This is a genomic window from Capnocytophaga catalasegens (assembly GCF_026005215.1).
Lineage (GTDB): Bacteria > Bacteroidota > Bacteroidia > Flavobacteriales > Flavobacteriaceae > Capnocytophaga > Capnocytophaga catalasegens.
Window position 1 is genome coordinate 16,914 of the sequence record NZ_BPMA01000017.1, and the last position, 18,955, is coordinate 35,868.

At 32.4% G+C, this 18,955-nt stretch carries 20 protein-coding genes, 1 tRNA gene and 1 pseudogene; 15 read left to right on the forward strand and 7 right to left on the reverse strand.

What is annotated here, in order from left to right; translation table 11 throughout:
* Window positions 1-12: 12 nt before the first annotated feature.
* The 5 genes from OO775_RS05585 to OO775_RS05605 all read left to right on the forward strand — a co-directional run bounded on the left by OO775_RS05585 (window position 13) and on the right by OO775_RS05605 (window position 1,912).
* Entirely contained in the window at window positions 13-192 is a 180-nt protein-coding gene (locus OO775_RS05585; protein WP_264846061.1) for a hypothetical protein, read from the forward strand.
* Between the two features lies 1 nt (window position 193).
* Window positions 194-556 (forward strand): hypothetical protein, encoded by a 363-nt coding sequence (locus OO775_RS05590; protein ID WP_264846062.1) that lies wholly within the window; start codon window positions 194-196, stop codon window positions 554-556.
* 27 nt (window positions 557-583) lie between these two features.
* A complete protein-coding gene (locus tag OO775_RS05595) occupies window positions 584-820 on the forward strand; it encodes a hypothetical protein (RefSeq protein WP_264846063.1) in 237 nt (78 codons plus the stop codon).
* A 125-nt stretch (window positions 821-945) separates the two neighbouring features.
* On the forward strand, window positions 946-1,635 hold the full coding sequence (locus OO775_RS05600) for a hypothetical protein (protein WP_264846064.1): 690 nt from the start codon (window positions 946-948) through the stop codon (window positions 1,633-1,635).
* Window positions 1,628-1,912 (forward strand): hypothetical protein, encoded by a 285-nt coding sequence (locus OO775_RS05605; RefSeq protein ID WP_264846065.1) that lies wholly within the window; start codon window positions 1,628-1,630, stop codon window positions 1,910-1,912. The genes OO775_RS05600 and OO775_RS05605 overlap by 8 nt, the downstream gene beginning before the upstream one ends.
* Window positions 1,913-2,364: 452 nt before the next feature.
* Here the strand turns inward: OO775_RS05605 and OO775_RS05610 are convergent, their stop codons facing one another.
* The 4 genes from OO775_RS05610 to OO775_RS05625 form a co-directional block, all read right to left on the reverse strand.
* Window positions 2,365-4,791: a T9SS type B sorting domain-containing protein gene (locus tag OO775_RS05610; RefSeq protein WP_264846066.1), complete on the reverse strand. Its 2,427-nt coding sequence runs from the start codon at window positions 4,789-4,791 to the stop codon at window positions 2,365-2,367.
* A 213-nt stretch (window positions 4,792-5,004) separates the two neighbouring features.
* Window positions 5,005-5,724 (reverse strand): 3-ketoacyl-ACP reductase, encoded by a 720-nt coding sequence (locus OO775_RS05615; RefSeq protein ID WP_264846067.1) that lies wholly within the window; start codon window positions 5,722-5,724, stop codon window positions 5,005-5,007.
* A gap of 27 nt (window positions 5,725-5,751) precedes the next feature.
* Window positions 5,752-6,720: a tryptophan--tRNA ligase gene (gene trpS / locus OO775_RS05620; protein WP_264846068.1), complete on the reverse strand. Its 969-nt coding sequence runs from the start codon at window positions 6,718-6,720 to the stop codon at window positions 5,752-5,754.
* Window positions 6,721-6,829: 109 nt separating this feature from the next.
* Window positions 6,830-6,914: transfer RNA gene (locus tag OO775_RS05625), tRNA-Ser, on the reverse strand.
* Window positions 6,915-7,161: 247 nt separating this feature from the next.
* On the opposite strand from OO775_RS05625, the gene OO775_RS05630 reads away from it, so the two are divergent.
* The 5 genes and pseudogenes from OO775_RS05630 to OO775_RS05650 all read left to right on the forward strand — a co-directional run bounded on the left by OO775_RS05630 (window position 7,162) and on the right by OO775_RS05650 (window position 9,087).
* Window positions 7,162-7,359, forward strand: a complete 198-nt coding sequence (locus OO775_RS05630; RefSeq protein WP_264846069.1) for a cyclic nucleotide-binding domain-containing protein — start codon at window positions 7,162-7,164, stop codon at window positions 7,357-7,359.
* A gap of 42 nt (window positions 7,360-7,401) precedes the next feature.
* A complete protein-coding gene (locus tag OO775_RS05635) occupies window positions 7,402-7,626 on the forward strand; it encodes a cyclic nucleotide-binding domain-containing protein (RefSeq protein WP_264846070.1) in 225 nt (74 codons plus the stop codon).
* 27 nt (window positions 7,627-7,653) lie between these two features.
* Window positions 7,654-7,737, forward strand: a pseudogene (locus OO775_RS05640) (cyclic nucleotide-binding protein); the annotation flags it as partial.
* Between the two features lie 89 nt (window positions 7,738-7,826).
* Window positions 7,827-8,243 (forward strand): VOC family protein, encoded by a 417-nt coding sequence (locus tag OO775_RS05645; protein WP_264846071.1) that lies wholly within the window; start codon window positions 7,827-7,829, stop codon window positions 8,241-8,243.
* 175 nt (window positions 8,244-8,418) lie between these two features.
* Window positions 8,419-9,087, forward strand: coding sequence for a DUF2461 domain-containing protein (locus tag OO775_RS05650; protein ID WP_264846072.1), 669 nt, complete (start codon window positions 8,419-8,421; stop codon window positions 9,085-9,087).
* Between the two features lie 105 nt (window positions 9,088-9,192).
* Here the strand turns inward: OO775_RS05650 and OO775_RS05655 are convergent, their stop codons facing one another.
* Window positions 9,193-10,035, reverse strand: coding sequence for a class I SAM-dependent methyltransferase (locus tag OO775_RS05655; RefSeq protein WP_264846073.1), 843 nt, complete (start codon window positions 10,033-10,035; stop codon window positions 9,193-9,195).
* 580 nt (window positions 10,036-10,615) lie between these two features.
* Entirely contained in the window at window positions 10,616-11,722 is a 1,107-nt protein-coding gene (locus tag OO775_RS05660; RefSeq protein WP_264846074.1) for a formimidoylglutamase, read from the reverse strand.
* Window positions 11,723-11,920: 198 nt separating this feature from the next.
* Between OO775_RS05660 and OO775_RS05665 the strand changes: the two genes are divergently transcribed.
* From OO775_RS05665 to OO775_RS05685, 5 genes are all read left to right on the forward strand, one after another.
* Window positions 11,921-12,940, forward strand: coding sequence for a LacI family DNA-binding transcriptional regulator (locus tag OO775_RS05665; RefSeq protein WP_264846075.1), 1,020 nt, complete (start codon window positions 11,921-11,923; stop codon window positions 12,938-12,940).
* 483 nt (window positions 12,941-13,423) lie between these two features.
* Window positions 13,424-14,101 carry a DUF6261 family protein gene (locus tag OO775_RS05670; RefSeq protein ID WP_264846076.1) on the forward strand — a complete coding sequence of 226 codons (678 nt, stop codon included), beginning with the start codon at window positions 13,424-13,426 and terminating at the stop codon, window positions 14,099-14,101.
* Between the two features lie 69 nt (window positions 14,102-14,170).
* Complete coding sequence (locus OO775_RS05675; RefSeq protein WP_264846077.1) at window positions 14,171-14,788, forward strand: hypothetical protein; 618 nt, start codon at window positions 14,171-14,173, stop codon at window positions 14,786-14,788.
* Window positions 14,789-15,787, forward strand: coding sequence for a DNA adenine methylase (locus OO775_RS05680; protein WP_264846078.1), 999 nt, complete (start codon window positions 14,789-14,791; stop codon window positions 15,785-15,787).
* Between the two features lie 111 nt (window positions 15,788-15,898).
* A complete protein-coding gene (locus OO775_RS05685) occupies window positions 15,899-17,794 on the forward strand; it encodes an amidophosphoribosyltransferase (RefSeq protein ID WP_264846079.1) in 1,896 nt (631 codons plus the stop codon).
* A gap of 52 nt (window positions 17,795-17,846) precedes the next feature.
* Here OO775_RS05685 and OO775_RS05690 read toward each other — a convergent pair whose 3' ends face one another.
* Complete coding sequence (locus OO775_RS05690; RefSeq protein ID WP_264846080.1) at window positions 17,847-18,824, reverse strand: polyprenyl synthetase family protein; 978 nt, start codon at window positions 18,822-18,824, stop codon at window positions 17,847-17,849.
* Between the last annotated feature and the right edge of the window lie 131 nt (window positions 18,825-18,955).

Genomic DNA, 18,955 nt, shown 5'->3' on the forward strand with positions numbered 1-18,955 from the left:
CAATCTTCTCAGATGAAATTATATAGCCAACAATTAGAACAACTTATTGAATTTGCTTTATTGGATAATGTTCTTACTGAACAAGAAAAACAAGTTTTGTTTAAAAAAGCAGCTTCTGAAGGTATTGATTTATCTGAATTTGAAATGGTACTACAAGCAAAATTATTTGAAAAACAAAAAAATATAGAGTAATATGAGTTTATTTAACAAAATTGTAGATACTTTCACTTCTACAGAATTTGAAGTAGAAAGTTCAATGAAAGTAACAGAATTAACCAAGCAGTTTAAAGAAAAATTTGGTATTTCATTACGTGTTTATAAAGGAAAAAAACTTGCTAGTGATGGAAGAATGACTTTGAAAACTTTAGACCAACGAACACAAACTTCAGTAAATTTTGATTCTGAAAAGTTAAAAATACGAGCTACTCAAAAAGTAGGCGAAGTGGAAAAATTATTTTTAAACCACTTCGGAATAGTAGTACAAATAGCTGATATTGAGAATAAAAACTTACTTGATGATGCACTTACTTTGGGTGATGCAAGACGACAAAAATAATGTTTAATAATTAAAAATTTTTTGAAAATGGCAGATTTTATTATTTCAGGAAAAATGAAGGTTAAAACCCTTAAAGCAAATTTTAAAAACGAATTTGGTTCTACGCTTCGTGTCTATAATGGGCAAAAATTTGCAGATGATGATGCCACTTTAGCTTCTATCAGAAAAAATGACGCCAAAGGTGGCGATGTGAAAATCAACGGAAAAATGTTGGTGGGTAACTTTGAAAAAAAGATTTTTGAAGAATTCGGAATTAAGGTATAAGTAGCTACGCCAGATGATTCAAAACTTTCAGAAGACTCCATCACGTTGACAGCCTCGGGTAAATAAAAACATTATGTGCGAGTTTTATTAAAACTCGCACATTTTTTCAAAACAAAATTTTCACAATGGGATTTTTTAGTTCACTCAAAGGGCAATTGGGGCGTGATACAGGTAGATTTATTTCTAATAAAATTTTCGGAAACAAACATGCTTCAAAATATCAACGAGTTAATGGAACGGGCAGAAGTTTGCTCGGTAGTGATGGAGTTTCCGTAAAAAGTGATGGAATTATCAAAACTTTCTTTAAAACAAAAATAGATACATTTGTTGATAATAAAAGAACTGAAAATCAGTTAAAAATAGAAGAAAAGGAATTTGATAGAAAACAAGCTTTAAAGTTTGAGCAAAATATTGAAAACTTAATAGCTATCAAAATTCCAAAGCAAAAACAGTCTTTAATTGACACAATGTATTATTTGTCTGCTATAATTTCTTCCAATTCTTGGAAAAATGCTTTGGAAGATGAAAATAAAAGAGTAAATGCTTATGCTGATATTGCTCTCAAAAAGTATAGTCAATGTTTGCAAATGCTTAAAATGAAATATCCAAATGCTATTGAAATACCTATTTTTGAACGAATTTATCGACAAAAACAACGAAAAGCATTTTTTCAACGTTATTGGATTTTTATAATCATGATTGTTTTGTTTACCATAATGGGTGTTTTTGCTTATTTTGAGAAAGATAAACCCAAAATGCAACCTAAAGAAACTGTTATTGAACGAATTATTAATAAAATAAAAAATAATGAGTAAAGAATATTATAGAAAAAGAATAGCTGATAAAAAGCAAGATATTATTGTATTACGGGCAAAAATAGATAAATTGAAAGAAGATAAAAAGAAACGAATGGATTATTTTGCTCGAAATATAAAATCGACAACCTCAGCATCTTCTAAAGAAAATTACCGAAAAAATAAAGTCAAAGAATCTGAAAAATATACGCGAGATATTGATAATCTTAAAAAGAAGATAGAAAGTATAAAAAAAGAAATTGATCAATATAAAAAATTGATGACCAATTCAAAATAAATTATTGAAAGAATAAAAAAACAATAGAAAAATAACTCAGATGAATGCTTGATTATTATATTAGTGAAATACAGCTTCTATATATGTTAGGATATTTGTACATATAAAAAATATTTTATATTATATAAAGAAAATAATTATATTTGCAAAAATTATAAAATATAAATAATTATGAAGAAAATTATATGTTTGTTACTTATTAGTTTGTTTATAGCTTCGTGTGCTTCAAATCATAAACCCGTAGGAAAACGCAATGGTTGTAGAGGTGGTTTGTGTCGATAAAAACATACTATAATACACAAGTTTTTTTGTGTTTGAGGAAATGAATATTTACCACACTGTGGAAAAAAATTGCGAGATTTTTCAATAATCTCGCAATTTTTATTATTTATTTTTAGATAAAAAGAAGCAAAAGTTTTATAAACTATGAGGTTTTACTTGTTCTAACAGATTTATTGTGTATGTATATATAACCAACCTGTTTTTTGTTTATTTTCGCTATTATCTTCATAATTGAGTACATAATAATATGTACCTGTAGGTAATTGTGTTTTTATAGGAATAGATTCTACATTTGTATTAGCATATCCGTTGAATGAATTATCGTATTTATTTTTTTCAAAAACAAGCATTCCCCATCTATTGAAAATTTTTAAAGTATTAGTTGGATAATATTCAATTCCTTTTATTATGAAAGTGTCATTAAGCCCATCTCTATTAGGAGATATGTAGTTATGAAAGTCAAGAGAAGCATCTCCAACTCTAAAATAATAAATAGCTGTACAATTATTATCAAATGTTAATGTTACTCTGTAAATTCCTTCATTATCAACAGTAAAAACCTTTTGAGAATGAATAGATTGCCATATATCGGCTGGGTCAGGATAGCAAGGACTATTGGCTGGTAATACGGCTTGTCCTGTATATTTTTCCCATAGAATGTTTTTTAAATTACTGATAGATTGTAAATCAATTTGTTGTGGATTATTTTTATTTAAATTTAGTTGTACAAAATCTTGTAGGGTTTTATTGCAAAAAAATATTGTTTTAGCATAAGGTTTTAATGGATTTTCTCCATATAATGAAATTTTTACGTTGTAAATTTCTTTTCTTTTTACACAAGTTTTGTTTGATTTTATTACAGTGTAAACACCTTCTTTGGTTACGTTAATAGATTGTGTATTGCCAATAGGTTGATTATTTTGATCTATCCATTGGTAAGTTTCAAATCCGTCTGAGGCTTTGAGAATTTCACTTCCATTACACGGAATAATTACTTCTTTTTCAAGTACGCAATTATTTATATCGGCATATACAAATGTAGGACTGAGGTCTCCAATGTGGCAACTATCATACGATGAATATACTTTTGAATCTGTGATAGTTATATTATTAAGTTCACCTTTGTATGTAAGACTTATTTTGTCTTCTATAATTTCTGAACAAGGACTTTGAAAATTGTTACAATTAGCATCAAGTAATACTTCAAAACGAATTTTTGTAGTTGTAGTTAAGTCTTTTTTTACCAAATTGTCAGGAATTTTAAATATTATTTCAGTAGTTCCGTCAGACATTTTATTAAAAGTATGAGTAATACCACTACCTGTGGGAATTTGAATACTTTTATCTTGAAAGATGAGATTTTTTGGAAGAATTTCTTTAATAGAAAAGTCTTTAGCATTATCATTTCCTATATTTTTAAATTCTAATTCATAGAAAAATTTATTTCCAAGTGCAATAGTTTTTTTGTGAATATTACTACCTGCATTATCTCGAATTGTTTTTAATAAATCAATTTTGGCTTCAACAACTTCTATTTCAAGAGCTGTAAGATAAATATCATATTTATCTTGAGTTGTATAAGCCTTAAATTTGGCAGAACTTTGATTATTTGCAATTATTTGATTATTTGTATTAGGAATACTAAACAAATGAATATCCCAACCCAAAGTATTTTTCGAGTTAGGACGCCGTTGTGTTAACAGAGAATTTTCATAACTAATAGAACTATTAAAGAAATTATCTGTTGGATTGACACTTGTTGATAATTCATAATACGAATTATCAGGTTTTTGAATAGAAAGTTTATCTCCTTTAATACTTAAATCTCCTTCTAAGCCTATTACTCCAAATTTAGCTTTTACTGGAAGAGGTGAAGGTAGAGTTTTAAATCCTGAAAACGAAAAAAATACTTCATTTTCTGGTAAAGTACTTCCATATCCATTTGATAGAATATTAGCATATCCATCAAAAGTGGTAATTTGTTTTGGAGTTTCTAATGGATTTTCATAAATAATTACTAATGCCCATCCTGCTGAAACACCTCCTGCAAATGTTCCTGCTTCTGCTTCACTAGCTCTTACATTAGCTACTATATATTCTCCGTTAGGATTACCTTTTGTTATAATATCTGTTACATCTTTGTAACAAATGTAAGGAGTATATTCAATAGTTTTTTTTGAAATAGAATTATCATAAATATAATTATCGGCAGTAATATCTATGTAAGAGACTTGTGAAGGAATTTTAATTTTGATATTTTGTTTTTGAGAAGTATTTTCTTTATACATTCCTCCCCAATAAAGTCCTGCATATCGAATTTTGGAACATGTACTATTAGGTATATTCAATGTAGCAGCACTTGAACTAAATGTATTGCTATCATTATCAATATCAATATATTTCATATCAAGGTAGTCATTGACAGAAGAGTCGTTGTAGTCATCATTGGCAGGATTTTTATTTAGTATGTTATTACCTACCATTTGTAATCCACCTTTTATAGTTTGTTGTTTACGTTTTGTAAAGGGGATAATTTCTTGCCCGTAAGAAGTACTTACAAGGAAGAATAACGTTAATAATAATGTTTTTCTTAGCATAATTATGTATGATTTTATTTTTTTTTGTAGTTATTTTCCTTATAATTAAGGATAAATTTTATAAATTTGTGGCAAAGATAACAAAAAATATAGGGAAAAATTTTATTTTTCCCTATATTTTTTGTTAGAAATTAAATTTGATTTTTTTTTAAAAGAAAAAGTTAAATATAATTTTGTTTTCTTTTGCGTAATAAAAATATCCTAAAATAATTTTTACGGATTAGTTGACCAAAGAGAAGCATTAGCAAGCATTGCACGTTTGTTTAGTTTTAGTAAGTCAACAATAAGTTCAGCAAAATCATCGGGTTGAAGTATTTTTTCAGGATTTCCATCGGTTATTTTCAGTACATTTTTGGTCATATCTGAAGCGATGGTGCTTGGTGTAAGTGTTGTAACTCGAATGTTATGTTTTCGTAATTCAAACATCATTGATTCTGATAAACCTATCAATCCAAACTTAGAGGCCGAATAAGCTGATGTAACAGCATTTCCTTTAAGTCCAGCCGTAGAAGAAATATTTACTACATCCCCTGATTTTTTTTCTACCATACTCGGAACAACAGATTTGATTACATAATATGCTCCAAACAAGTTCGTTTTTACAATCTCTTCCCACTGATTTTCTGGCATTTCCAGCACACCACCGAAGGCTGCAATGCCCGCATTGTTTATCAGAATATCAAATGTTCCAAAATCTTTTTGTAAGTTGTCAAGTGAGGCAAATACTTCATCTTTGTTAGCCACATCAAATACAGCATAAGTAGCTTTCACACCTGTTTTTTTAATTTCATTAACGGTTTCTTTCAGAGTTTGTTCCTTTCTCCCTGTAATGGCAATATGAACGCCTTCGTTAGCCAATGCTAACGCTATAGCTTTTCCTAAACCACGACTTCCTCCGGTGATGAGCGCTTTTTTGTTTTTTAAGTTTTGCATATGAATATGTTTTTGTTAGAAATTTTTTTAATATCCAATTTTTGTTTGCACTTTTTCAAGCACTTGATTTGCAATTTCAGAGGCTTTTTTAGCACCTTTTTGCAATATTTGCTCTATTTCATTAGTGTTTTGTATATAATAATTAAATAATTGACGAGGTTCTGCAAATTTGTCTAAAATAAGTTCGTATAGTGCCATTTTAGCATGTCCATATCCATAGCCTCCATTTTGGTAATTGGTTCTCATTTGAGCAATTTGCTCAGTTGTAGCAAGTAATTTGTAAATAGCAAATACGTTACAAGTATCAGGATTTTTAGGTTCTTGCAAAGGAGTACTATCGGTTTGAATAGCCATTATTTGCTTTTTCAAACTTTTATCATCTGAAAAGATATTGATATAATTGTTTCGTGATTTGCTCATTTTTTGCCCATCGGTTCCAGGGATAATCATAATTTCTTCTTTTATTTTTGCTTGTGGAAGCACAAAAGTTTCTCCCATTTGATGATTGAAGCGAGAAGCCACATCACGAGTAATTTCAAGATGTTGTAATTGGTCTTTTCCTACAGGGACAATTTCTGCATTGTATAGTAAAATATCAGCAGCCATAAGCATTGGATAAGTAAAAAGTCCTGTATTGACATCTTCTAATCGGTCTGCTTTATCTTTGAAAGAATGTGCTAAAGTAAGGCGCTGATATGGGAAAAAGCAACTCAAATACCAAGAAAGTTCAGCTGTTTGAGGTACATCACTTTGGCGATAGAACGTAATTTGGTTGTAATTTAACCCAAAAGCAAGCCATGTAGCTGCTACATTGTATGTATTTTGTCGAAGTTGTTCGCCATTTTTGATTTGTGTAAGTGAGTGCATATCGGCAATAAATAAAAATGAGTCGTTTTCTGGTTTGTTTGCCATTTCAAGAGCTGGAAGTATAGCACCAAGTATATTTCCCAGATGTGGAATTCCAGTACTTTGTATCCCTGTGAGTATTCGTGACATAAATTTAATTTTTGAAAGGACAAAGGTACTGATTTTCTATAAAATAATATAAATTGGTTGAAGAAGTTTATAAAAAAATCCTCAAAAGATATCTTTTGAGGATTTTTTGCGGAGAAAGAGGGATTCGAACCCCCGGAGGTGTTACCCTCAACGGTTTTCAAGACCGCCGCATTCGACCGCTCTGCCATTTCTCCAAAAGGAAGAATTTTGTTTTGCGAGTGCAAAGATACGAGTTTATTTTAATTCTGCAAATTTTTTTTGAATAAATTTTATTTTATTGAGCTCTATTAAAATTAACTTATATTGAAATAAATGAAATTATTATATATAAAGCACTTGTTCAAGTGTATTAAAATACATATTTATTTTTAGTAATTGCCATCTTATGAAGATATACAATTAAAAATAATATTTTTGTACTTTTGCTCAAAAATATTGATAATGCTAAATTCATTTGATTTTTCTAAAATATATACGCACCCATTGATTTCTGAAAACAACCTTGCGAAAATCGTTCAGGCACATCATAGAATTGAATTTAAAAAAGGGGATTTTATTCTCCGAAAAAACGAAATTGCTCGTGGGTATTTGATTTTGGAAAGCGGTATTGTTCGTTCTTATGTAGTTGATTATGAATGAAATGACATAACAACTGACTTTTTCTCTACGGGTGAAATCATCGTGCAGGAACTTTCTCTTTTTAAGCATTTGCCTAGTGCCGAAAACATCGTAACGCAAACCGATTGTGTGACTTGGTATATTGATTTTAAGGATTTTCAAGAGCTTTATCACTCCATCGGGGGCTATTCTGAATGGGGGCGACTTTTTATGACCGAGAAATTTTTTCAAGTAAAAAAGCGTTCGCTTGAAATGATAACGCTTCCTGCCAAAGAGCGTTATTTGTAGTTTTTGAGTCAAAACCCCCAAATTATGCAGTCCGTTCCACTGAAATACATCGCTTCGTATTTGGGAATTACCGATACATCGCTGAGTAGAATTCGTAAAGAAATTTTTTGAGAAATAAATGAAATCTTGTCCTACGGCAAGAATTTTTTCGTTTTTTTAGCTTACATTTGCCGTGATAAACAATATAAAATTAAAATAATATGGCAAATCAAATTAATCCGTATTTGAATTTTGACGGAAATTGTGAACAAGCATTCAATTTTTACAAAAAAGCCTTCGGAGGTGAATTTACAATGATTTCTCGTGCAGGAGACAATCCCGTTCCTGTGCCAGAGGAAGAGAAAAATTACATTATGTATGTGGAACTTCCTATCGGAAATGGTAAACTTATGGGGTCGGATATTTTGAAATCTTTTGGGCATTCGTTGGCTTTGGGCAACAATAATTATGTAGCAATTACTGCTGAAAGCAAAGCTGAAGCCGACCGTCTTTTTACGGTATTGAGCCAAAATGGTGAAGTAGAAATGCCGATTAGTGACGAATTTTTTGGGTATTTCGGAAGTTTTCAAGACCAATTTGGCGTTTGCGGGATGATTGTTTTTGAAGAAGAAAAATAGTTTTTTTATTGAAAATCAAATGCAAATCTTGTCTTCGGACAGGATTTTTTTGTAGTATTATTTTATTGAATTTAGAACTACCAACATAAAACAAAATGTACTAATTGAATTTTTGAACACAATCTTCTATTAAAAAATATTTGTATCTTTGCGAAATAAAAGACTTTAAAAATAAATGAATACAATAGATAAAATACAATTTCTCAAGGATTTGGCACAAAATAACAATCGGGAGTGGTTTGCCGAGCATAAAAAAGAGTACGATGCGATTGCCAAAGATAACAAAGCTTTTTTTCAAGAAATCTTTCAGCAATTGCAACGACACGATGATGTTACCGATATGCACATTTTCCGTATTTATAAAGATGTGCGTTTTTCAAAAGATAAATCTCCATATAAGACTAATTTTGGAGCTTCTTTCACCCGAAGAAAACCCGAACTCAGAGGCGGATATTATGTTCATATTGAGCCGAATAATTCGTTTGTAGGCGGAGGGTTTTGGGCTCCTGAAAAAGAAGATGTTTTCCGTGTTCGCAAAGAATTTGAAATGGACGACGAGCCGATTCGTAAGATTATTGCCGAGCCTACTTTTCAGAAATATTTCGAGGAAATAAAGGCTTACGATTCCCTTAAAACCGCTCCCAGAGGTTTTTACAAAAACCATCCTGCCATTGATTTGATAAAGATGAAACATTGGGTGGTAATGCGTCCTTTTTCTGACAAGGAACTCGCCGATGAAGATTTTTCAAAAGAAATCATTGCTACTTTTTTAGCGATGCGTCCGTGGTTTGATTATATGAGCGAGGTGCTGACCACCAATTTGAATGGCGAAAGCATAATTTAAATATATAATGTTTGTATTATATAAACAAAATTAAATGTTCCACGTGAAACATTTTATTTTCAATATTCAGATATAAAAAAGTGTTCCACGTGGAACACTTTTTTATTATTTTATTTTTTTAAGAATATAGATAAGTGAAGAATATTCTCCAGTTTGTATTGCAGAAAGATTAGAACGAAATCCATTTACAAACCCTTTTATAAAATTTATTTTACCTGTTTTGTATTTTTCAGAAAGCAAACTAATATAGAAAGCATCAAATAGCATAGGTTTTATATTAATGATTTGAAAATGATTATCACTAAAAAGTTTTGAAATACTTGTTTTAGAAAAATGCCACAAATGTCTCGGAACATCATATCCTGCCCAAAATTCTTGATAAATAAAAGCATCTTTACTTTTATAATTAGGAACAGCTATAATTAGAATTCCATTAGTTTGTAAATGTTTGTTTATAAAGTCTATTTGTAGTTGCAAATTGGGAATATGTTCCAATACGTGCCATAGTGTAATACAATCAAAAGTTCTTTGTACCTCTTCTAAGTTTTTATATAGAGAAATATTTTTTTTACGTGCGTTATCAATTGCTTTTTGATTTGGTTCTACTCCAGTAACTTGCCAACCTTTTTTTTGAGCTATTCGCAAGAAATCGCCTGTTCCTGCTCCTATATCAAGTAAAGTACCTTTGTTTTTGATATATTTTTCAAGCAATTGAACCTTTCTGCTGAGCATATATCTTTTTACCAATTGATATATTTTTTCAAAAAGACCTTTATTTCTATCCGTATGTGATATATAATCTTCGCTTTCGTAGTATTTTGCTATGTTTTCAGGTTGTGGAAAAGTTTGCAAATAATCATATTCTTCATTATAAAAAAGAGAAAAATCTTCTTTACTGACGGAAAAATCCTTAGTTTTGATGTATAAATTATCTGGTGATGTATTCATAAGTAATAAAATTAAAAGACATTTAGTGTTCCACGTGGAACATTGAATAAAAAAACTAAATAATTAAGATATGTTTTGTATATAACTTATTTTGTCAAAATATTCAAAATAATGTAACTTTATATTTGTTAAAATCAACTTTCGTTTTATAACATAGAAATTAATTTCAAAAAAAAATAAACCAACGACATTATTGATATTTGATATAATAATGTAAAAATATAAAAAAAAATATTTTTAGCATTAAAAAATGGCTTTCAGAAACCTATCAAATTTCGACTTTTATAAAAAATATGACTAAATATTCATATAGGTTATAAATAATGAAAAAAATAGGCTTTAAAATAAGAATTTTATATTTTAGGTTCATTTTTTTGTAACTGATGATTTGTTTATAATCTTTTTGTATTGAAAATGGGTTTATTTTATTTATTTTAGTTCCACGTGGAACGATAGATACTGATTCTTTTTATTTTGAAATACTAATACTTTTTGTTATTTATATACTTTTTATTTTTGTTGTATTAAAAATTATAATATAAAATATTGATTACTAATGTTTTGTGTAAAAAATATAGCTTTATAATAACGATTTCTTGTACAAATTCCACCAACGTTTAGGAATTACGCCCGAGCAAGCTTGTTCATAATCTTTTTCTGTGCAAGGTAACATTGCACTTCCGTTGGTATATTCGTTGGGCAAAATCCACCATCGACCTGTGAAATTACTTTTGTAAAATTCAATAATTAAATCATCGATAAGTACATTATATTTGGTAAAATTCGGGTCAGATGGTGTAGGAAACTCTTGTGTGCGATAGTTATAGCCTTCGATAAAGTACCAAAGTATTTGTGCAACTAATTGTAAAGCACGCTGTGTATTAGGAATTTCGAATAGACCGAAGACCGAAGTTTGCATACTAAGTCCTGCATATCGTGCGATTGTACATATTTCTCGATTAGAAAATCCGTTAGGAAATGCATCAGAGCAATCTAGGTCAGCGGCTTGAACTGAGCGCATATCAACACTAACTATATCGGTATTACGAAGTATAGGTTCTATCATTTCTATATAATGAGTAACTTGTCCTAAGCGATAGCTTTCAAAATACATTTTGTCCAAAACATCGAGTGTTTCTTGAGCATTGTAATAGGTTTGATAACCGATGTTGGTAAAGTGATTCAGATTGGTAGGTTCTTCCATCAGAATCCGGCTCATATAACTATTGGCCGAAACAAATTGGTGTTCGTTACCGAAATCAAAAGAAGCATCAACACAGACTAAATTGACTAATTGTTCGAGTCTGTCAAAGGCTCTATATATCCCATAAGTAATCTCTTGTTTTGGAGCAACGATTATAGGTGTAATACCTTGATACAGAAACTCATAGACAATTTCTTTGATAATAAAAAAAGTATCCTCATCGGTGTTTCCAGCTGGAAGATTGCCAAAATCGGCAAGCGAAACGTTCCAGTTACCGACAAAAAGATTATAAAAATGTTTGCGAAATGTATGAGGAGCGAGACTTTGCTCATCAATTACAGCCAAGAGGGCTATTTGCACGCCTTGTATGGTGGGTAATCCGTTTTTTTTGGTATGTTTTGCTATGCGTCCGCCTATTTTTTCATAGGGAAACTCTTGTAGTGCTTCATTTTCTTGAATGGGTTGTAGATATATTAATGACATTTTGTTGTATTTTTACTATAAAATAGACCAAATCTTAAAAATTTTTTCAAAAGTATAAAAAAAAAAGGAAAGCAACAATCTTTTTTAAGAGTTTCAAAAATTATTATGAAAAAAAATTAGCTTAACAAAAGGGAAAATTATATATTTTTTTATATCTTTGCCAAGCCACAACATATTTTTGATAAAATTGGACTATTTATGAAAAAAAGAATTACTATAAAACAATTGGCAAAGGAGCTAAATGTTTCTATTTCGACTGTGTCCAAATCACTCAATAATAGCAAAGAAATAAGTGAAGAAACCAAAGAACGTATTAGAGCATTTGCCCAAGTACATAATTATAAACCCAATCCGATTGCTTTGCGTTTGAAGAATAAGCGAAGTCAAAACATTGGGGTAATTATTCCTGAAATAGCTCATGATTTTTTCTCGACAGTTGTTAGTGGAATAGAGCAAGTGGCTTACAAGAAAGGATATAATATTACGGTGTGCTTTACCAATGAACAATTTGACCGTGAGGTTCAAAATATGGATACCCTTGCCAATACAAATATTGACGGATTTATCATTGCCGTATCTAAAGAAACTCAACAGCTCAAAGACTACCATCACTTGCGAGAGGCTATCAATCAGGGATTTCCTATTGTGCTTTTTGACCGAATAATTGATAGTATTTATTGTGATAAGGTTATTAGCGATGATGCAATGGCTGCTTATAATGCAACAAATAATCTTATCGAAACAGGATATCGGCGTATTGCTCTTTTGACGATTCCTGACTATATTAGTATTGGTCAATTACGTACGCAAGGATATAAAAATGCGTTGAATGATGCTGGATATCCGATAGATGATAATCTGATACTCCCTGTTGAGGATATTCATTCAGACCAGATAATTATTGATTTTTTCGATACACGAATTTTTGATGCGGTGGTTTGTGCCAATGAGTTTTTGGCGCTTAAAGTTATCCGACAGGCACACGATAGAGGTATAAAAATACCACAACAATTGGGTATTATTGGGTTTGCAGACGGATTTTTGGCTCGAAATTCGTATCCTAAGCTTACAGCTATCGACCAACATCCGTACGAAATGGGAAAAACAGCAGCAAAACTTTTAATAAAAACCATTGAAAGAAACAATGAAGAAAAACCTTTCCGTACCGAAATTATAAAAACGACACTTATAGAGCGAGAAACTACGCGAAAGTTGTAAAAATAAAGATGAAAAAAGTTAAATTTCAAGATAAATGATATCAAAAGGCAACGATTCATATCATTTATTATCCTAAACGAAGCAAACCGCTGCCTGTTGAGCTTATTTAGGATGCTAAACAGTCCAAAAGGGCAGACGTTCATATAATTTAGGACGCTAAATTCTGCAAACTGGCAATGATTTATATAATTTATACTGATAAATTATCCCAACGGGTGAATATTTAACTAATTTAGCAATATTTTTTAGAAAAAAAATCTATTTGCCATTGTATAAATATTTATTGCGTAGTATAAAAATAACGCTTCGACTTTGTTCAGCGTGACAGGGAGTGTATCAGTCTCTCTAAAACCGAAGACAATGTTCTTGGTTTTTCAGCTGTGAATAATTTCAACATAAATTTTCAATAAAAATTAAATAAACAACACAGAAAATAACGACTAACAAACACATAATCTGCTAATTTTTTAAATAATTAAAACTATGATAACCAAAGTAGACTTAAATGCAATTCGTATGGGTTCATTTCTGACGATAATGAACAATGTTCGCGATTATTTAGCGAAAGAAAACGTACAAGAACTGGGCTTAGAAGCCATTAAGAATGAATTTTCGGCATCAGTAGATAGCCTTACCGAGCTGTTCAAATCCCACGAGCGAGGAAGCAAACATACCGAAAAACTTACACAGTTAGACAATCAGCGTGATAGGGCTTTGGTAGGTTTTATAAAGCACGTAGAGCTTTTTACTAAGTTTCCTGAAGAAGATAAAGCTATCGCCGCCAGTGATTTGGCACGTATTGTAAAAAAATATGGCAAATCACCGCAGCTAAAGCCTTTCAATGAAGAAACGGGGATTATCATTGGGCTACTTGCCGAGCTTTCTGACGCTGAAAGCAAAGCGAAAATAGCCCTAATCGGTGCAACTCCTTGGATATCGGTGCTAACTACCGCCAATGCCGAGTTTGCTGAGCTTTCCAAAGAGCGTGTTTATGAGAGTGCTGGCGTAGAAGTTGGGGCAACTAAAACCGCCCGAAGCAAAACCTATGAGGTATTCAAAAAATTGGTGAAAACAATCAATTCGTTGGCTTTCCTCAATGGCGAAGACAAGTACAAACGCTTGGCAGACAATATCAACAAAGAACTGGCAAATAACAAATAATTCACAAAAAGAAGCAAATACATCATTTGCTTTCTTTTTTTGTATTTTTGTCCCATTAAAAATTATCTTATGCACCTAAATTTGGAACAATTAGAAATTCACCTGAAAAAACGATTGGATTTTCCGTATGTATGGGGCAGAAAGCAATCAGATAGCTGGGATAAGCAGACCAATTTCGTATATCATATACGCTCTTTTACCGATTTGGAACATCGGATCAAGTTTTTAGATGAAAAACAGCAAAATTATGCTCTAAATCGATGGTTAAATTTCTGGTCAGCAAAGGCAGTGGAGCAAATTTTTGCCATGAACCAACGGGTTGTACCTTATCGAAATGAATATGATAAATGGATTGATTTTACTATTGACAATATTCCTTTTGACCATAAAACAAGTGTATTTCCTAATGGATTTGGCAAAGATTTGAACTATGCACGTATCCATAAGGGCGAACTTATCCAATGGTTTTACGAAAATCAAAGCCAACAAGGACGAAAACATTATAAAAATAGAATTTTTGTAGTTCTTTTTGCACAGAATGGACAACATTGGAAGCTCAAAACGGAAATTAACTTTATAAAAATACAAATAGAAGACTATTTACATCATTTTTCAGTTGAAAAATTAAAAGAAATTACATTTAATCAAGAAAAAATCTTATCAGATATCATTTGGATTATCAATTAAATGAACTATATTGGTTCGAAATATAAGCTATCAGAATTTATCAAACAAGGCGTACACTCAGTAGTTGGGCAAGATTTGTCCAATAAGGTTTTCTGTGATTTGTTTGCTGGTACAGGAATTGTGGGGCGTTCTTTCAAGAAGGAAGTCAAGCAAGTGATTTCCAACGATATAGAATATTATAGTTTTGTTCTCAACAAAAACTATATCGGAAATTATGAGCCGATGGATTTTTCGACTTATATCGATATTTTGAACGCATTGCAAGGTGAAAAAGGATTCATTTTTGAACAATATTCCGAAGGTGGAAAAGCACAACGACAATATTTTAAGCAAGAAAATGGCAAAAAAATTGATGCTATTCGCAAAAAAATAGAACAATGGCACAAAAAAAGTGATATTTCGGACAATTTGTATTATTTTCTGTTGGCTTCCCTTTTAGAGAGTGCCGATAAGGTAGCCAATACAGCTTCGGTATATGGAGCTTTTCTAAAACATATCAAAAAATCAGCACAGAAAGATATTTTTATAGAACCAGCGTACTTTACAGAAAGTAAACATACTCACTTGGTTTTCAACAAAAATGCCAATGATTTGATTCAAACCATTCAGGGCGATATTTTATACCTCGACCCACCTTATAACGCTCGTGAGTATGGTGCTAACTATCATTTACTTAATACCATTGCCATGTACGATTCTTTTGAACCCAAAGGAAAAACAGGTTTGCGCAATTATCAAAAATCAATGTATTGTAAAAAAAATCAAGTAATAGATACTTTTGATAAACTGATAAAACAAGCAAATTTTCAATATATCTTTTTGAGTTACAATAATGAAGGATTGATGACTGCCTCCGAAATACAAACTATTATGAGAAAATATGGTAGCTATGACTTAGTAAGCACCAATTACCAACGATTTAAAGCCGATAAAGAAGAAAATAGAAATCATAAAGCCGAGAAAACAACCGAATTCTTACACATTTTACAGAAAAATTAAACGATACACAAAGAAAGTAAATTGCATAGTTACTTTCTTTTTTTGTATTTTTGCACCAGTAAAATCAGAAAGGCGATTGCCTATTGATTAACCCCTATTGCCTAAAAACAGATGAGCGACAACATTAAACACGAATGCGGTATCGCGATGGTGCGACTGCTAAAACCTTTGGAGTACTACAAGGACAAGTACGGAACACTCTTTTACGCCATCAACAAAATGTATTTGCTGATGGAAAAACAACACAACCGCGGACAGGACGGAGCCGGACTGGCAAGTATCAAGATGGATATGCTTCCTGGGGAACGTTACATCAGTCGGATACGCTCCAAAGAGCCGCAGCCCATTCAGGACATCTTCAAGCAAATAAACACCCGAATCAATAACTTGCTCAAAGAGTATCCAGAACTCAAAAACGACGTGCAGGAACAACGCCGTACGCTGCCTTACTTGGGCGAGGTCTATTTAGGACACGTGCGTTACGGTACTTTTGGCAAAAATAGCATCGAGAATGTGCATCCGTTCCTACGTCAGAACAACTGGCAATCACGTAACCTCATTGTAGCGGGAAACTTCAATATGACCAATGCCAAAGAACTCTTCGAACGGCTGGTACAACTCGGGCAGCACCCCAAAGAACAGACTGATACTGTTACCGTTATGGAGCGTATCGGGCATTTCTTGGATACGGAGGTCGAAGAACTGTATCAGAAGTTCAAAGAAGAAGGGCTTACCAAGATAGAAGCCTCAAAACGCATCGCACAAGAGATAGATGTTACCAAAATATTGCGTAAGGCAGCCCGCCGATGGGACGGAGGCTATGCAATGGCAGGTATTTTAGGACACGGAGACGCTTTCGTGGTGCGAGACCCCGCAGGAATACGCCCAGCATACTATTATAAAGATGACGAAGTGGTCGTAATCGCTTCAGAACGCCCCGTGATTCAGACAGCTTTCAATGTGGAATATGACAAAGTCCAAGAGCTTGACCCAGGGAAGGGAATTATCATCAAGAAAGGCGGAAGTATCAGCATAGAACAGATTACCGAGCCGTTGGAAAGAAAGGCGTGTTCGTTCGAACGTATTTATTTCTCGCGAGGAAGCGATAAGGAAATCTACAAAGAGCGTAAGAAGCTCGGAGCTTTGTTATTGCCCGATGTTTTACAGGCTATTGATAATGATTTAAAGAATACGGTTTTTGCATATATCCCTAATACAGCCGAAACTTCCTATTTGGGGCTGGTAGAAGAAGCCGATACGTACCTGAATCAGCTTAAGCAGCAGCAGATTTTGGCTCAGCCAAACATCACTCCCGAAGGGCTAAGCGAAATTCTCTCTCAGAAAATCCGAAAAGAGAAAGTTGCCATTAAAGATGCCAAGTTACGCACCTTTATCACCGAAGATAGCAGCCGAGATGACTTAGTTGCCCACGTATATGACATTACGTACGGCTCAGTAGAGAAGGGCGACAATCTGGTAATCGTAGATGACAGTATAGTTCGGGGTACGACGCTCAAGAAAAGCATTCTGAGCATACTAAGTCGCCTACATCCGAAGAAAATCGTAGTAGTTTCCTCTGCACCACAGATACGTTATCCGGATTGTTACGGAATCGATATGGCACGTATGGAAGAGCTGATCGCTTTCGAGGCTGCGTTGGCACTACATCGCCAGCGGGGTACGTATGACATCGTGGAGCAGGTGTATCAGAAGTGTATTTCGCAGGTACATCTGAGCGATGACAAGGTAGTAAACTATGTGAAGGAGGTATATGCACCTTTTACAGACCAAGAAATCACTCAGAAGATTACAGAAATGCTTCTGCCGAATAATTTTGTTCCGGAGGTGGAGATTCTTTTCCAAAGCGTCGAGAATTTGCACAAGGCGTGTCCAAAGAACTTAGGCGACTGGTATTTTACCGGCAATTACCCAACCGATGGCGGAAACCGCGTGGTAAATAGGGCGTTTATCAACTATTACGAAGGAAAGAAAGACAGAGCGTATTAGTTTGTCAGTTTACAGATATAATATAGATAAAGTAGATTTATATTCTTGAAATCTATACGTTTCTATTCATTAAATCAGTTCCAAATTGTCGTAAAATGCTCTTTTTTTCTTCTGAAATATTTAATTTTTCAAGAAATGAAAAAGCTTTAAAAGTATAGTTTTCAATTTCTTCCCTTAACAAGATATCGCTTTGTACAGATTTAAATAAAGTTGTTGTACGTTCTATTTTTTCTTGTTCGGAAACTGAACAAGATGTTGTATATAAAGAAGCGAGTTCTTCTTTTTGAGAAGGGTTAGAATTTTCAAAAGTTTTTATATAGAGTAATGTTTTTTTGTTTTCCAGAATATCACCACCTATTTTTTTACCAAAAGTTTTGGCATTACCAAAAGTATCTAAATAGTCATCTTGAAGCTGAAAAGCAATACCAAGTGCCACACCAAAATCATAAATAATCTGTTTGTTTTCTTGGGTTGTTTTGGCTACAACAGCTCCCATTTGTAGGGCTGCTCCAACCAAAACAGCAGTTTTGTATTCTATCATTTTCAGATATTCTTCGGTAGAAACTTCATTTCGATTTTCAAAATCTAAATCATATTGTTGTCCTTCGCAAACTTCTAACGCTGTTTTACCAAAGATAATAGCCAATTCTCTAAAAATATGAGGTTCATATCGCTCAAAGTACTGATAAGCCAAAATAAGCATAGCATCTCCAGACAGAATACCTGTGTTAAGATTCCATTTTGTATGAACCGTCGCTTTGCCTCGTCTCAAAAGTGCTTTGTCCATAATGTCATCGTGAACAAGAGAAAAATTATGAAAAATTTCGATAGCTAAAGCGGCAAACATTGCTTTTTTATAGTCTCCTTTAAAAATATCAGTACTGAGAATTGTTAAGATAGGACGAATGCGCTTTCCTCCCAAATTCAAAATATAATGTATTGGGTCATAAAGCGTTTCGGGTTGTGTTTTCGTTATATTTTCTTTGAGAAATTGAGCAAATTCGTCTCGATATTTATCAATTAACAACATAAATTGTACATTTGTAAATGCAAAGATAATAACTCTGCATCAAAAAGCAGAATTTTTTTGAATTTATTTTGGAAAAATACAATATTTGCTGAAAGATAAAGATTAAATCTCAGAAAAACACTTTTTTATTC